The organism is Candidatus Dependentiae bacterium (assembly GCA_018266175.1).
Lineage (GTDB): Bacteria > Babelota > Babeliae > Babelales > RVW-14 > JAFEAY01.
In genome coordinates, this window is record JAFEAY010000010.1 from 52042 (window position 1) to 69292 (window position 17251).

Sequence of the window (17251 nt, forward strand, 5' to 3'; positions counted from 1 at the left end):
ATAAAAAGGAGCCTCATGAATAGATATTTTTTAAAGATTATTTTTCTACTTCTATGCAGTATATCGACCTTACCGCTTGCTGCCGACCTTCCGGATCAACTTACCCAACTACAAGGTAAACTTGGTCAACTCAAAGGTAAGCTCGGCACGCTTAAAACCTCGCTCACCAAACTTAAAGACCGATTAGAAGGGCGAGAGGCTCCAAGCAAAGGGCTATTGCCCGATAAGTATTACGGTAATCAAGCTGAACAAACATATAAAGATATGGAAACAGAGCTGTATACGAACGCAGAAATGGTTGGCTATGGTTATAAAACTGCTAATTTAATGCAACTTAATGAGCTGTGCACCATCATTAATGCTCATCAAGCGGTCCAAGATCTTGGTTACGAATTTGCCGTTCCTGAGTTTTTTGGCATTACATCACAACAAATACAAGATTTCTTAAAAACTCCAGCTATAAATCTTGATGTTGCCGAAGAATGGAAAGCGCTTATCAAAAAATATTTTCCATCTCATGACGAATTTAAAAAAGCGCTTAAAGATAAAAAATACCCACCTGGATTTTTTGATGAGGCAAAAAAAATTGAAACTACAATCAAAGAAAAATTCAATAATATTTACATAGGATCTCAATCTATCGATGAAATAATTACCACCCTCACTGCACTCGACCGCGAAGAGCTCAAAAATCTTATTACAAAAATTGCTGCGCAGGGCGAAAAGTTTATGGTCCGAAGTACCGGCAAAGAGGATACCGACAAACTTGCCAACGCTGGAGGCAACGAAAGTATTGCGAACGTCTCACCAACGGCAGAGGCCCTTATCAATGCCATTGGAATTGGAGAAAACGACCGCCTTGCCGTTGTTCCATCATATTTTGGTGCAAAGTCACTCACACAGCGGCTTGGTGCTGGTGACGAGTCAATCATCGAAGCGCCATTTACGCCCGTGCTCATTCAGCGAATGATCGGAGAAAAAGAAGATAAGCCACTCCCCCGTTGCGGTGTTATGTTTACCGAAGAAGCTGAGGGAGCTTTATCAAAACAACGCCTTCGTGATGAAAATTACAAAATTAAAACTACAGGAGTTACCATTATCCAAGCAGCCTTTGGCCATAACGAAGGTGTTGTAAATAGCATTGTTACCGTCGACACCTATTACACTGATGACTCTGGCATCATCCATTCACTCATTAAGCAGAAACGATTCCGCATTAAACCTCTTGGCGAAGGCAAACTAGGAAGAGTAGATAATGGAAATGCACTTATCGATCTCTCCACACTTGAGCCTAATGCGGTTAAAGCGCTCAAACTCTTAGCAACCGCTCTGGAAGATTATTACAAAAAGCCGATGGACGTTGAGTATGTTATTCTGAATGAAAATAAAAAGAAAACGATCTACATCGTCCAGGCTCGTCCCATAGTTCACGACACAAAACAACAACAAGCTTCCTATCTTGATTTGAATCATCTAACAATCCAAGGCCTTACCAAATTGGACGGACAGGCAATTGGAGCTGCCGGCGGCGCGCTTAGGTTTATCAATGGAAAAGATGGATCTGTTGTAAAAAAAGGAATTGGCGAAGCACTTTCAAGCTATCAAAGCCGTGACAATAAAAATGATGTTCAGGCTATTTTGATTGGTGAAATGGCTCCTGCAACATCTCATGAAGCGACCGCTTTCCGTAGTGAATCCAAACCAGTTATAGCCATTGAGAAGGACTTTGACACACTTGCTGGGTGGGCAGAGTCAGAAAGCGCAAAACTGATTCTTGATACACAACAACAATTTGTTGCTCAATGGGAAGATAGCTTTAATGCTGAACAAGAAAAAATTATCGAAGATTTTATTCATAATGGTTTAGCAAAAAATGGATGGATCAGCTACCCACTGCCACAACGTGTATCAATTCAGGGAAACATTACATCTGAACAACGAAAAATTTTATTCCAAGAGCTCAATGCAAAACTTTTTGGAAACATATCGATGCAAGACCAATTAGAAAATTTCCAACTACCCGTTAATAAATTGGCACGGCAATTAAAAGACTGGATCTATCTGGTCAAAACAGGAACACCGCAAGAAGCGCAAGAAGCTCTTGCAAAGCTCTGGCTTGTATTTAACTTTATGCCGCCTCAAGCGGATTATGCTGAACGCATTCATCAGCTGCAAACATATGCTGCTCTGATTATTTCAAACCTGCTTGAAAACTTAACTATTAACTCAGGAGACGAAAATTATCTCGGAAAACGACTCTTCCCAATCCATTTTCTTGAAACAATCCTCTTTCAGCACCATAAAGACTCCGAAGGGCTTTATGGCGATTCTGTTATAAAACTGTGGACACAAATGAAAGAAGAGAAAAAGGGTAACGAAGCAGTAACAACAACAGATACATACGGGAAGCTAGCAGGGATTCTGACTTCTCGTGGATTAACTCAAGATCTCAAGGATACATGGAAAGTTTTTATAGATTCACTTGATAACACCGGTAAATCGATGCAAGAAATCATGAAAGTAAGCAAACTCCAGCGCCAGATTGCTTGGCTTGAAAAGAGTATGCAAGCTCTTAAACCTGGGAGTAAAAATGATGAACTTCGACAGGAACTTCAAAAAGACTTAGATAAGGTAAAAGCAGAACTTGGAGCTCAAACTATTTCAGATGATGACAACAATAAAGCCAAGTTTTATCAAATGCTCATAACGTTAGGCAAGCTTGATATGCTCGATTTATGGCTGCATACCTCATTTCCTAACGCTTTAAACGATTTAGCTCAATTAATTAAAGAATTTGATGATTCACAAGCATTTTTAATAGAACTTTTGAAATACAAACAGCTCATTGAAGATGTTAACGTAGCCGGCTTTGAAGATCCCACAACTTTTCTGAAAAATTGGAACGCCTTTCAAGCTGACCCAGGAAATATTTTAGATTATTTTATTCAAGACAACCTCTTTATGGAAAAGTTTAAGAATGCTCAAGGCCTTGGAAAGCTTGCAGCACTAGGTGTGATGGAAGAGCTGGTTACAAAATTTGATGCCGCGATCAAAGCGGTTACCGGCAGCACAAAATTTATAGTCACCGAACTTGCCGATGGTAAATCTTTTAATGCAGTTCGCGCAGATGAAGCATTGTTAAAAAAGCAAATCAGCACACAAAAAGATAAAATTTTTGCTTTTCATCTGATGCTTGAAAAATATCTTAAACTGCTGCAAAAATGGTATCAACTTTCACTAGATAGCTCTATTCAGTGGATATTTGCAGGACAAAACCTCAATCAGAGTATAACATCACAACTCGAAAAAGCAGACAAGCTGTTAAAAGAAACGCTCATAAAAAAAACGAATGACGCTGAACAGCTACAAGCAAAAGTTCATGCTGAAGGTTCTGCTATTGGTTCTACACAAGCAGGGCAAGCCGCAGACAGACTTGCCGCAAATACACATGAAGAACTTTTTACCTTCACCCATCAAAGCCTTCTGATTGTAATCACAAAATTTATGAACCAATATGGTTTTAAAGATGAACAGCTACCACAAACAGTTCAAACACTTGATAAACATATTGCTGGTAAGAAAAAGAACTGGGGAATAATTGAAGGTGGATTGCAATATGGAAGTTATAGACCAAGCCTTGTTGGAACTCTCTTTAAAAATAATATACTCACACGAAAGTATAATTTCCCACAAGGGCTCCATAGTGCCGCAGTAAAACTTATCTATAACACTAAAACAGAGCAATGCTCACTCACCTTCAGTATGTTTGGGGCAGACCACTATGCTCGATGGGAAAGATGTACAGATTATGTAGAATATGAAGGATTAAATCAAAACATAGGCGAAAAACCTCGTACTACTTTTATGACAAAAGGATTTGATGCTACATGGTCTCTTGATAGCAAAAATCCAGAATCAACAATAATCAAACTACAAGCTATCATTCAAACTTTGTGCGCTATTGCTGGTGCTAATGATCAAAGCAGCGCCAGTCATTACTTTGATGATAGTCAGATGAATAAAGTGATAGAGCTTTGCGCAACCAAATACCCACGTATTCACTGCTTCTTTAATTTAGCCCTTGACAACTTAACTCAAGATAATATTAGTAATAATACAATTAATCATCTCATGAAAATTGCAAGTAAACTTCTTGAACCAGGTGGGGAATACGCTCTTAATTCAGAAATTTATTTGTACCGCTTGCCCTTAGCTCCTGATATGTATGGTGAAAATAAAGAAGTATTTTATGGTATTACCCCGAATAATTTCTATGAACTTGCAGGAACAGGAACACGTGATATTAAAAGATATAAACATGCTAATATTCGAGCAATTCTTATAAAGCTTATTGAGCTAAAAGACGCATTAAACGCTGATCAAAAACTAGCATTTCTCAACCTGATTGAAGCTCATCAAGAATATATCGTTGATCAGTGGGATACTATAAATATTCCGGAAACGCGAACTTACAATTATCAAAAACATCAATATGATACGACACCCGAAGTTAGTTTCAAAGCATTTATTGATGCACTTCCTGCCGACCTACAAGCTCGCAAAACTGAAATACTCAGGCAATTGGTTACACAGAGCGATTACGGCAATAACTCAGCTGTTTATAATGCCTATTACAGAAACGCTCCCTATGGTGATCCAAAAGTTCAACCACTTTCAGGCGCAGACCTAAAGCAATTTTTTGTACAACGAGGCAGTAACATTTTACGCACCCCTGCATGCACAGCTCTGTACCAAAAAGTCGAGAACACCATGAATCCAAAAGAAAAAGAAACTTTTGCTCGCCTGGTTGGAGATAGTCTTAGCCACAAAGATTATTTGATACGCGAAAATGCAAACACTTTATTTGCAACATTACAGCAAGACAATAGCCTTCAAAATACACTTGCTCCATATCTTGAAAAAATTAATACCGTTAAGCTCAAGCAACTCGATACGCTTATTGCAAAAATAGCAACTGATGAAACTGATGATTCTTTTGAGAGAGCACTCAAGTTAATCGAAACAATAACCGGTATACTTGGTTATCGTAGCCTGCTCTCGTCTATTTTAGATCGTAGTGAAAACAAAAATATAAAAACGAATTTTGCTCAGTTCAAAAATAATCTCTCAAGCCCAGAGTGGCGAAATAAGTTAGATGACGTCGTTAAAGCTTACTTTCGTAAGAAGCTTGAAGATGGGTACTTTATACCTAAACCTGCTTATAGTCGTTATAGTTCAAATACAACAAACCCTCTTATTTTGTACATAATCGAAACCATTTACCAAAAATTCCCTGATGATCAGAATCTTATCAACTTGGCTGATAAGCAGCTTCTTGATTCAATCAAACATGATGTTCTTGATACTATTATTAAAACCAAGCAAGACGAAAAAGATCTATTTGTACAACTCTGTGTCACTGCGCTTAGGAGAAAGAAGGCTTTGGAATTGGAAGGCTTTGCTAAGAATACTATGGCATCATATTCTATTACGCCCATTGAAAAACTATTTGCAACACTCATCTTCCTTGATGCAGAAGTTAGATCAGCAGAGTTTTTAAGAAGTTTAATTAATGAGGCAAAAGGAGTACTTTCAAACCTTTATTCTAACTATAGAGATAATGATCTGGCAAAAAAAGTACTTCAAAAGATCATATCAATCTGGGATCGTCTGAGTTTTATACAGACACCACCTGGATATACAAAAAAAATGCTCGAAGATCTCATTAACCCCCATGCATACTGATATGGCAGTGGCTATTGGTAGCTGGTTGAGCTCTGGTTCTTATGGAAGCAGTTTTGGTAGCGGTAGTAGTGGGTATAATTGGTGATTATTGATTTTAATTATTGTTGATACAAGAATGAATAAAGGCCCCCAGGAATTACAACCCGGGGGCCTTGAAATTAGAATTATTTACTCTGTTGATGAGAAAATCGCTTTCCTAAATCATCGATGCCGGCAGAAAAAGTATTTTATTCTTTTCATCAAATGAAAGAGGCCCCATGTAACAAAAAACACCCAGCGATGCCTGAGGTGTAGCGGCCATAAAGCTTTTCAGATTATTGAATTTTTTCGTTTCAATCTGAGAAGAATAAGTAATTTCGAATGGAATAATTCGCCTTCCAAGCGCAACAACAAAATCAACCTCAGCTCCCCCAGCAGTTCGCCAAAAATGAATTTGATGATTTTCTGATTGAGTATCAAGCCACGTTTGTAACTCGTTAAGAAACCAGGTTTCAAGTCGATGACCTATCAATGCGGTACTTTTCAAAACGGTAATCTCATGAATACCAGTCAAGTAACTGACCAATCCGTTGTTAATCAAATAGCCCTTTGGTGATTTCACTAACCGCTTGATAGAACTTCTGATGTAAGGAAATAATTCAGTGTATTGCAGTGTGGCAAGTAAGTAGTCTCGATATTTTGAAAGGGTAGCTCTTGAGCAATGCAAGGCATCCATAATTTTTTTATCATCTCGAACAGATCCAGTAATTTCGGCACAAATTTTCATCAGATTTTGATACATATTTAAATCGCCGATTGAATCAATAGCGCGAATGTCTTTTTCTAAATAAGTCTGCAAATAATCACCTAAATATTTTAAGCGCAACGATTCCGTTGCTGCCGCTATGACTTCTGGAAGGCCACCCCATACCAGATGGTTGTGTAATGATTCCTGCAAAATATTTTGAAAAGGACTCATCTGTACCATAAAATCTTTCAACGCTTGCACATCTTTTTCAGAAAAAATAAGGTCAAAGACATGGTGCGGTGGTAATGAAATTCCCTCATGCAAAAAATGTGTCGTTTCTCTGAGGTTAAACTCACGCAAATTTAAAAGCTCAACTCTACCCGCTAAAGATTCTGCAGTTAATTTATGTAAATTAAGATGCGCTGATCCAGTAAGAAGAAATTTTATAGAGTCTCTCCCTTTATGGGTATCGTATATAATCTTTATTTGATCAAATAAAGCAGGGCATTTTTGTGCTTCATCAATAAAAACCCAGAGCTTTTTTTGCCCTCCAATTTTTTGAAGTGCAGCCTGCTCAATCATCAACTCAAGCTCTTCGGCTATAACTCTGTTTCTTTGGCTGAGCACGTCCATGTTCAAGTGAACCCACTTCTTCTCAGGATTAAGGTTCATGTAATATTCAAGCAGTGTTGTTTTTCCAACACGACGGGGGCCCAAAAGGGCACTGATGAACGGCCGCTCAAACGACTCAAAAAGGAAGGCTTCATTAGCTCTTACAATGTATTTCTTCATTTTTAAACTCAAAATAACGCTTTTGCATGACAAAATTAACACCTTAATGTTAAAATTGCGACGCAAAAGTGTCAAGGCATTGTGAAAAAATCCTTCGGCGGGAGAAATTGCCTGGATAGACTTTTTTGGTCTATCAATGAAATTGGCCCCCGGGTTGTAATTCCCGGGGGCCTTGAAATTAAAAACGTTTATTATTTTTGTTTATCGAGTTCTTCTTTTAGATGATCCATGAGCGTCTTTTTAAAACCCATTTTAAGGCTATTTTTATGCTGATCATAAAATTCTTGGGCTTCTTCTTTAGCATTGTTATCAGCACGTGCAATAACTCTAAAATAATTTTTTAAAATATTAGTATTCGAAGGATTACTAGAATCTGCGGCATAAGTTTTATGAGAAGCAGGATCAATTATAGTAAGCCGGTTTTCTCCTACCGGCAAGATAATTTGATGATCTTTAATTAATAGAAGACATCTCATAAGCTCTGCTACAACTTTAAGCTCATTAGTTTGCTGTATTCTTATGAACATATTCTGCAATGTAGGTCCACTTGCAAGAATATTTCTGACAATCTTATCAGTATAACCTAGAAGCTCATTGAGCGATTTGTTAGAACGTAATTCGTTCGCATTAATATACTGTAAAAGCCATCCAAGGTAATCAATAAATTTAAATGCTCTTACTCTTGCATCAGAATGCTTAGAAGCAGCATCAATAATGTCTTGATTACTATCTATCGCTGCAATCAACTTTATAACTTCAAGTAAGCCATTCAACTCAATCGATTGTTTTTCAACTACTTTAACTTCATCCTTAATTTCACTAATAGATTCATTAAATAATCGATCCTCTTCTTCCTCACGTCGACGTTCATCTTCCTTACGAAGATTTTCTTCTTCTTCTTCTTTACGTTGACGACGTTCTTCTTCTTCTCGCTGAAAACGCTCTTGTGCTTCTTTTCGATCTTTTTCTTCAAGAGCAGCTAATCTTTTTTTCTCTTCTTCTAGGCGAATACGCTCTTTTTCTTCTAGCTGAAAACGCTGTTCTTCTCGTTCACGTTGTTCATTCTCACGTCGCTTACGATCTTCTTCGTCACGCTGACGACGCACTTCTTTTTCATGACGCTTCTTAATACGAATTACTTCTTGTTCGAGCCCTATTATCTCATCCATTAAAAATCGTGCATATAATGTTGCAAGAACTTCTGCTCGAACTTGTTGCCCTGTTAAACTATAACCCCTACCTAGATTTGCTTCAGTGAAAAAAACTTGATAGCTTACCCCATCTATAATTAATTCTTTTGCAGATTGCTTATCAGAAGGAATTGGCACAGCAGCTTCTCCTGGAAACCGTATTTTTTTACTGTTGGTATAATCTCTGCAAGCAAGCAAAATATTAGTTAAAGCATTTTGAGATGTGATTAAAGGCATTCTAAATTGCGTATGGCTCAATCCATTGAGAAGGTAATAAAGTGCCCCATCAAGCGAAGGCTGATATTGATTTTTAACTCCATGTCCTTGTCCGATATACCAGAGAATAGCTGTTGCAGCCCACCATAAAAAGTTTGGCTCGTAAAATCCATTTTCAAGAAGCGAAAATGCAAGGCGTGAGCCAGGACTTCTCCATCCAATTTTTGGAAGAATAGCTTTTAAAATTTCAGCATCTTGTTTTTGCCCATTTTCTATACAAGACTTTAAAACATCTGTATAAGACCTTATCGTATCCACTCCCACATCACTTGTGTCGTCAGAAATCCAACTAACAGCATGATGATAAGAATGTTGGTCTGCCAAAGATCTTTGCACTTTAAGAATTTTTGCATGGCTATACTTCTCAAGCAGGCTATTCACAAGCTTCTCACAAGCACTTTTAATCACCTGAATTGCTTGTTCAATATTTTGAGCATCAATATTTCTTAATGCATCTCGGTTATGACCATCAATAAGAGAACTTCTAAATACTTTAACCTCGTTGACTAGATCAGCATCTTGCTGGGAAATATCATGCTCAAGAGTATTAAGTATTTCATTTACTTTTTGACTAAAATTTCGATAATCAATTTTGGGTTCAATTTTTATCTCTTCAATCTCAACAGCATCACCGCGTAGATGCTGTGAAATAGCCTCAAGCCCATTCTTCAAGGCTTCAAGCTTAGCCCTCAACTGAACAAGGTTTTGATGCAATCCTTGAATGCGGTCGCTCAACTCATCAGCCGCCAGTGAGCATACCAAGCTCATGGTTATTGCCATTAAAAATATTTTACCATACTGCTTCATACCAACTCCTCTATAAATCAGTTATTTTTATACGCCCCAATTACTCACTTAATTACTCGGTTTATATTTCTCAACAAACTTCTCTTGATTGGAATCAATCGATGGATGTCGGATTGTTCTGAGATAATCAATCGCTTGTCGTGGCGACATCCCGTGCCGTGCAATCAACCACACCGCAAGCATTGTTCCAGTACGACTTTGGCCAAACTGACAATGAACAACCGCCCTTTTTTTTGTCTTATGCGCTTGGTCAACCGCTTGCAAAAATTCTTGAATTTGAGCAGGTTCTGGTGTATCGCCACTTGGAATATAAAGAAATTTATCAACAACACTTGTTTGACCTTGTTTGCCCAATGTACCAGGCCACCAAGCTTCGTTATTTAAATCTTTATTTAACGAAACTATCAAGCCAATCCCCAACCATTCAAGCATTTTTATATCACGAGTACTGGCTGGCTGCTGCATGCCGGCAAGAAGCTGAGGTGCAACCCAGGAAAAATTTTGTGTTGCAAGCCTGAATGCAAGTACCGCATCAAGCGCATGAAAATCATGACCCTGCTCTCGTAAATAATTAAGCGCTTCAAGGCATTGATCTATAAAATGAGTATATTTAAGATCTTTTTGATAAAGATGATTAAATTCTCGCTCTTTTTGTTGGTTCGTAAATGGACAAACGTCATAAATAAATTGAGTTAACGTTGCTGGCAGCTGTACCGGCTTAAGGGCTTGATATGCTTTTTTAAACAGATCAAGCGTTGGTTGCCGAGTAATTAAATCATGCGCTTGGTTTGCAAAAAATTGCTCCGCAAGAGCTTGAGCGTCTGGAACTGTACCTAAGCTGAGTGGCACATACAAAGCAGACAAACTGGTTGCATTTGCTTTGGTCAGGGCATCACCACGCGTCAGGCTATAGCCACCAACACTATCAATTATTTTTTTAACTTGATCTTTTAAATCGATAATACTTCCTGCTGCCTGTAGGATCACCTTAAGCTCGGTGCTTGCACCAAGACCAAATCTCCCCCAGCTTCCACGACGGGCAAAAAAGTCAGCATGCTGCTCAATCAGGTTCAGCAAACCCACCCACGTTACTTGGCTGAACGTTTCATACCGCTTGTCTTTGACTATTTTTTGTACAATATTTTGAATCAGCCCTCCGCGAAAACTGCTCACCGCGCAAACTTTTTTTACCGGATCTTGAGTAACATCTTGATCGTACACATCGAGTTCATGCTCAGTTAACGTTTTGTAATCAGGGATAACGACTTCGTCAGGGGTTTTGGCAAAGTCTATTGGTGATGGCGTATGACAGGCTTTAAAATAAAAAAGATCGGCTTGTGCTGCGTACTCTGGTTTTTGGAAAAATCGCTTGATGATTTCAAAAACTTTTTGCCAATCATTATTCCCGTCATCACTGGCCTTAATCACATCAAGGGCTTTTGTTAAAAAAAAGTTCGGGCGTTGACCATTCAGTGAACTATCCAAAATATAGCCTTTTAAACGCTCCACCAAGTTTGTATCTTTTATGATTTTTTTGAGTGCATCAAAAGCTTCACCGCTTTTTTTCATCACTGGACCCGCAACTATTTTTTCTTTGCCAGCAGAATCCGTAACTTTTTGTGTAAGACCTCCCGTTGCTTGAGCAAGTAATAAAGTAATTTTGGCCAGAACATCAAGCTGGGAGCTGTACCACTGATTCTCTTGAAATGGCCAAGCAAAGGTAACACCGTTATGGTCGATGCTCATAACCGCGCCACTTACATCCATCAGTGCTGCAATCATCTGCGCATAGTCGGCAACTTTTTCCCAACGAGCATATTCGTTAGGGCCTGAATAGTGAATGGTAATGACGCCTTGCTTGGCAGCTCGATTGTGCTTAAATTCAAGCGTTGCTTGAGTTCCAGGCGTTAACTGATAGGTAATAGTTTGAGAAAATTCACCGGTTGTATCATCAAAAACATCGGAAGCTAGAGTAACCGTAACACCATCAACTTTAAGGTTAATAAACTTTTTAATGTTACTTGCAACAAAATAAGGAGCTTTGCCTTGATTCAAATTTTCGTAAATAGAGATTAGACCATTTTGAAGCGCTTGCAGCTTGTGCTTGAGGCTTGTCAAAGAGGCATGCAGATCTGCAAGCTTTGTAGGAAGGTCATCGGCAGCAGTCAGCGTGGGGCTGCATGCAAGGGTTATAAGAAAGAGTGTGGTGAGAACAGACTCATAGAGCTTGGCCATGATTTTAGCGTCTCCTGTTTTTATTGTTACTAACATTTTATAAAAACATAGATCCAGGTAGCCACGCAAGATTCTAGCTGTATTCGTTTTCTTGAGCGGTTAACACAAGAAAGATGATAAAGAAACAATGGAACAATGCGCTAACCGCGCACTCGAGCAGATTAAAAATAAAAACTATGCAGTCGAGCTACAAGGCCAGGGCATTAAGAAGGTTGAGTTGTGGGGAATTGCCTGTCACCACAAAGCAATACTCCTTATTTCTGAATCATAAATAACGCGAACTCAAGCATTATAATGTATTGGATAGATTGATTAAGACACACGGTTGTGGCTGGTGACCTGATCAGACTCTCCAGCCACAAAATTATTGTATCATTTACCTTTTTTTGGCTTGCTCCATTTTGCAAAGCCACGAGATTTTGCAATCGCATAAAAATCTTCTTCTGGCTGGTTTTCTTCTTCGTCATCTTCTTGGCTCTCGTATCCACCTTCTTGCTCATCATCCTCTGATTCATAGGCATCGTACTGATCATCAGACCAAGAGAGACCCTGGGCATAATGATCAGCAAGCTGATCATCAATTTCTTGGATAAGCTCATCAAAGCGCGATTGGTCTTTTTCAAACTCAAGCTCTTGCTCCTCTAATTGCTCGAGCAATCTTCGTTCTTTTCTTCGTTGCTTATAAGCTCTTTTTCTTTGTGCTCTATCTTTTTTTGTTGCAAAAAACTCCCGCTCATCTTCCCATTCTTCTTCTAAATAATCTTGGTAGTCCTCTTGCATATGAAGACGAACATTTTGTTTATTTCCTGCTTGAGATAAAGAACTCCTTGCGCACTCATGCTGTTTACAAGACTGTAAGACCGATGAAATAACAAAATACCTCAAGCGTTTGACACGTTTTTTACTATTTTTACTCAATGCATCAAATAAATTTTGCCTTGCACTCTCAATGATTTGATTGCAAGAGCTACAGTTTATGCATGGCAATAAGCTCTTAATCAAATGTTGAATAGTATCTTGTGTATGGTTTGGAGCAATAGTTTTAAGACGACCTCTTAGTATTTCTGCATACGCTTGACCGTTTAACCCACAAGACTTATAAGCGTTTTCCAATCTTTTTGGGCTTGCAAAAAGCAGCCCATCAAATGAGTACACTGCAAGTAACACTACGTTGAAAACCATGGAGTACAACAACTTCATTATTTTTCCTTTTTAAAAATAAAGCGCTAGCTCATAACAATTTTATTATTTTGTTGATCAATTATAAACATTTTTTTATCAGGATTTTTTAACATCTCAACGGCCAATGGGCTTACCACGAGCTGCTGAACTGCTCGCTTGAGCGGGCGAGCACCAAACTCGGGTACATACCCCTGCTCAGCCAAGTAGGCGAGCGCAGCCTCTGAAAACGTCAGCTGAATGCCTTGATCTTTGACCCGACTTTGTACCACATCAAGTTGAATGCGTACAATCGTTTTGATGTCGTTCAACGATAATGATTTAAAGAAAACGGTCTCATCAATACGATTCAAAAATTCAGGCCTAAAGGTTGTCAGGAGCAATTTCTCAATTTCAGTACGCACTTTGGGCGTGATCTCTCCTGCCTGCAAAATAAGTGAACTACCGATGTTTGAAGTCATAATAACAATGCAATTTTTGAATGAAACAGTACGACCTTGCGAATCGGTTAAATGACCTTCATCAAGAATTTGTAAGAACATGTTGAAAACATCGGGATGCGCTTTTTCAATTTCATCAAACAGTAAAACACTGTAAGGATGCTTGCGCACCTGTTCGGTCAACTGACCACCTTCTTCGTACCCAACATATCCTGGAGGTGCTCCGACAAGGCGTGCAACGGCATGTTTTTCCATGTACTCAGACATGTCGATGCGGATCATTTTATGCTCGTCATCAAACAGATAATCGGCAAGCGTTTTTGCCACTTCGGTTTTTCCGACACCAGTTGGCCCTAAGAAAAGAAACGAACCGATCGGTTTGTTTTGGTCACCAATCCCGGCACGATGCACACGAATGGTATTGGCAATTTTGGTAATTGCTTCGTCTTGCCCAACCACACGCGTATGCAGCTCGGTCTCCATATTCAAAAGCTTATGTCCTTCATCAGCTTTGAGCTTTTCAACCGGAACTTTGATCCAGCGCGAAAGTACTGCGGCAATATCATCTTCATCAACCTCTTCTTTGATCAGATGCGTTGTGAGCGATTTTAGTTTTTCCAGCTCATCGTTCAATTTCTTTTCAAGCTCAACAAGCTTGCCGTATTTGAGCATTGAAGCTTTGCTCAAGTCACCTTCACGCTCGGCTCGGGCAAAGTCGATATTTGCTTGTTCGATTTGTTCTTTAATTTTTTGAATTGATTCAAGCGGCTTACGCTCAGACTTCCATTGGTCAAGCAGTGCACGCTCTTCTTCTTTAAAATTACTCAACTCTTTTTCAAGATCGTGTAATCGTTTTTTTGAAAGATCATCTTTTTCTTTGCCCAGCGCAATTTTTTCGATCTCAAGCTGACGCAGCTTACGCTCAAGTTTATCGAGTGTTTCAGGCTTTGAATCGATGGCCATTTTTACTTGCGAAGCCGCTTCGTCAATTAAATCAATTGCTTTGTCGGGTAAAAAACGATCGGGGATCAGGCGGGCAGAAAGCTTGACCGCTTTGACTAAAGCTTGATCTTTGATGCGAATGCCATGATGCAACTCGTAGCGCTCTTTCAGGCCGCGCAAAATTGAAATTGCATCGTCAAGCGTTGGCTCTTCAACCAGAACTTTTTGGAAGCGACGCTCAAGTGCTGCATCTTTTTCAATATATTTTTTGTATTCCATGACGGTTGTTGCACCAACGCAATGCAAGATTCCACGTGCAAGTGCCGGCTTGAGCAAGTTGGAGGCATCCATGCCTCCTCCGGTTGCACCAGCACCTACAAGCATATGAAGCTCATCAATAAATAAAATTATTGCCTCATGCTCTTTTTCGATGGCATTTAAAATTGCCTTGAGCCGCTCTTCAAACTCGCCTCGGTATTTTGTTCCTGCAATGAGTGAGCCCATGTCCAGCGATAAGATGCGGCGGTTGCGCAAACTTTCTGGCACATCGTTGTCAACAATGCGCTGGGCAATGCCCTCAACAATTGCTGTTTTTCCGACACCGGGGTCACCCACCAGCACAGGATTATTTTTGGTACGGCGTGATAAAATTTGAAGCACATGACGGATTTCATCATTACGGCCAATGACAGGGTCAAGCTTGCCCTGCTTGGCACGGGCGGTGAGATCTTGGCAATATTTTTCTAGAACTTGGTAGTTATTTTCAGCGTTTTGGTCTTTCACGGTTTCCCCCTTTCGTAACGATTGAACCCACGGTAAAACATTGTGATAATTTAAATTTTGGGAAAAGAAAGTGGTAATGCTTGATGGAAGCGTTTTTGTTTTTGATAAGCCCAGCAGCAAAAGGTCAATACTGATGTACTGGTCACCGAGCTCTTTTGCAAGCGCTTGGCACTCACTAAAAAATGTACTGAAGTTGTGGTCGATGCCGACTTGAGCACCGGTTACCTTGGGCAACCGATTGAGCTCGTTGAGCGTCAGCGCATCAAGCGATTTTATATCGACTTTTAAAGACTTAAAGCATGATTGAAATAATTGGTCGTCTGTTGCAACGGCAAGCAGATGAAGCGGCTGCAAGACAGCATGGCTATGCTCTTGCGCACAGGAAACCGCTTTTTGAAAAAGTTCCGCACTTGCATTGGTTAATTGTTCTTGGTTCATAAATATCTCCTGAACATCACAGCAATAAACTGATGTTCAACTATTATGCCGCAAAATTAACTCAATTCAAGTGCGTGAAAATGTATGGAGAAATTATGGCTGCTTGCCCAACTCAGTCTTGAGATGCGTTAGCTGTCCTGCAAGTGATCCAAGCTTTGACTTCAGTTCAGTGAGCTTTGTTTCTAAATCAGCGATTGTTGTTTGTAATACGCTTGGTTGAGTTACTTTTGCTGCTTCAGCTGCAGATTTGTTAGTATTCTTAGTGCCTTTATTTCTCTTTTTCTTATTCCTATTCTTTCTTTCTTTTTTTTGCTGATGTTTTGATTTTTTCTCAGCAGCATAAACACTTTCCTGTGCAACAAAACAGCTTGCTCCCGCAATCGCTACAAGAAGAGCAACTCTAAGCCCCAAGCATTTGATCATTCTTTGCATCATCACAAATCCCTCACCCGTTACATAATTTATTATAAACATCGAAACACAATTCATGGTATTCAAGAGAGCCCTAGGCTTTCAATAAATCAAAAAAATTGTCGTTATAAAACCAACTCTGAGTAAGCTGCGAAGTTTGAATTAACTCAAAACGCTGAGCTTTGGTAGAGGAATGTAGCTCAAGTTGCGCGAGCGCGCCCAGGCTTTAAGAAAGTCCCAAATTTTGTAGGACTTGAGTGTGTTCATGGTACGAGGAAATGCAGGATCGATGCAAATCACCGACCGCGTTGCTCTGTTCCATCCAACAACAACCATGAAATGGCCATTACGATAGGGCGTTGCACCACCACGCAAACTCCGTACACTGACTGCAACGGGAACTTTACGCTGAAGATATTGATACAAATCGTTAAAACTGTTCAGGCGCTCGACACGGAAAAAAACATTCCCCTTGCTTGCATGATACGCATGCGCAACGTTGAGCAGCCAGTTACCATAAATATCCAGATATCCCTTGTCCAAAACTTTATCGGCAAAGTCAATGACATAATCGTGAAGATTGGTATTTACTTGAGCGCCGGGCTCTTTTTTCATGAAGTAATTAACAATTAAGCTGGTTGCGGTAGGGGAACAAAGATCTGCAAAACGTGGGTGCTTGAGCACCATTTGCGATTGCTTAGGAACACCGCTGACCAAAACAGTTGGATTATTCACAGAAGGCCGTGCAAGATTAAACAACTTCATGTTCGATGCACAGGCAAAAAGCGCCTTGAGACTGTGATGGTCTGCACCACCTTCAAACGTTACTTTAACACGAAAGCCACGCGCAAGAACATTGCGCTGCATTTCAACAAGTACATGCTTGGTATGAACAAATCGATCTAACTTATTAACAAATGTTTGTTGATGATCGGGCGACCACTGAGCAAGACGATGCCAACGCGACCAATCGCTATGCTTAACACTCACCCATATGGTCATTTTACCACGCTTGGGCCGATAGGCATTCCATGACAGAATAAGCTCATTAAATGGTCCGGTATCAGTGCGCTCCCAAATTTTAACATCGGCGCCTTGGCCAGCTGTTTGAGGAAGAGGGTCATTAAAAAATTTTGAAAATGTTTTTGAAAAGTTGCATGAAAGGGGTGGTTGTACAACCGCATGTGCAGATGAAAGAGTAACGATGCATAGCACCATGTTCCAGCAGATAAGACGTAACCAATAAGGCATAGTATTCCAGACTGTTTTCACTGCCCTGCTCCCCA

9 protein-coding genes are annotated in these 17251 nt (G+C 39.7%); 2 read left to right on the forward strand and 7 right to left on the reverse strand.

Annotation, left to right across the window (positions count from 1 at the left end; translation table 11 throughout):
- Positions 1–15: 15 nt before the first annotated feature.
- Positions 16–5745 carry a hypothetical protein gene (locus JST56_02700; protein MBS1987880.1) on the forward strand — a complete coding sequence of 1910 codons (5730 nt, stop codon included), beginning with the start codon at positions 16–18 and terminating at the stop codon, positions 5743–5745.
- Between the two features lie 196 nt (positions 5746–5941).
- Here the strand turns inward: JST56_02700 and JST56_02705 are convergent, their stop codons facing one another.
- The 3 genes from JST56_02705 to JST56_02715 all read right to left on the reverse strand — a co-directional run bounded on the left by JST56_02705 (position 5942) and on the right by JST56_02715 (position 11772).
- Positions 5942–7264 carry an ATP-binding protein gene (locus JST56_02705; GenBank protein MBS1987881.1) on the reverse strand — a complete coding sequence of 441 codons (1323 nt, stop codon included), beginning with the start codon at positions 7262–7264 and terminating at the stop codon, positions 5942–5944.
- Positions 7265–7455: 191 nt separating this feature from the next.
- Entirely contained in the window at positions 7456–9537 is a 2082-nt protein-coding gene (locus JST56_02710) for a hypothetical protein (GenBank protein MBS1987882.1), read from the reverse strand.
- A gap of 48 nt (positions 9538–9585) precedes the next feature.
- Positions 9586–11772, reverse strand: a complete 2187-nt coding sequence (locus JST56_02715) for a dual specificity protein phosphatase family protein (protein ID MBS1987883.1) — start codon at positions 11770–11772, stop codon at positions 9586–9588.
- A 127-nt stretch (positions 11773–11899) separates the two neighbouring features.
- On the opposite strand from JST56_02715, the gene JST56_02720 reads away from it, so the two are divergent.
- Positions 11900–12043, forward strand: coding sequence for a hypothetical protein (locus tag JST56_02720; protein MBS1987884.1), 144 nt, complete (start codon positions 11900–11902; stop codon positions 12041–12043).
- Between the two features lie 101 nt (positions 12044–12144).
- On the opposite strand, the gene JST56_02725 is transcribed toward JST56_02720, so the two are convergent.
- From JST56_02725 to JST56_02740, 4 genes are all read right to left on the reverse strand, one after another.
- Entirely contained in the window at positions 12145–12972 is an 828-nt protein-coding gene (locus tag JST56_02725) for a hypothetical protein (GenBank protein ID MBS1987885.1), read from the reverse strand.
- A 26-nt stretch (positions 12973–12998) separates the two neighbouring features.
- A complete protein-coding gene (locus JST56_02730; GenBank protein MBS1987886.1) occupies positions 12999–15470 on the reverse strand; it encodes an AAA family ATPase in 2472 nt (823 codons plus the stop codon).
- A gap of 177 nt (positions 15471–15647) precedes the next feature.
- Positions 15648–15989, reverse strand: a complete 342-nt coding sequence (locus JST56_02735; protein ID MBS1987887.1) for a hypothetical protein — start codon at positions 15987–15989, stop codon at positions 15648–15650.
- A gap of 138 nt (positions 15990–16127) precedes the next feature.
- On the reverse strand, positions 16128–17237 hold the full coding sequence (locus JST56_02740) for a C39 family peptidase (GenBank protein MBS1987888.1): 1110 nt from the start codon (positions 17235–17237) through the stop codon (positions 16128–16130).
- Positions 17238–17251: the final 14 nt, after the last annotated feature.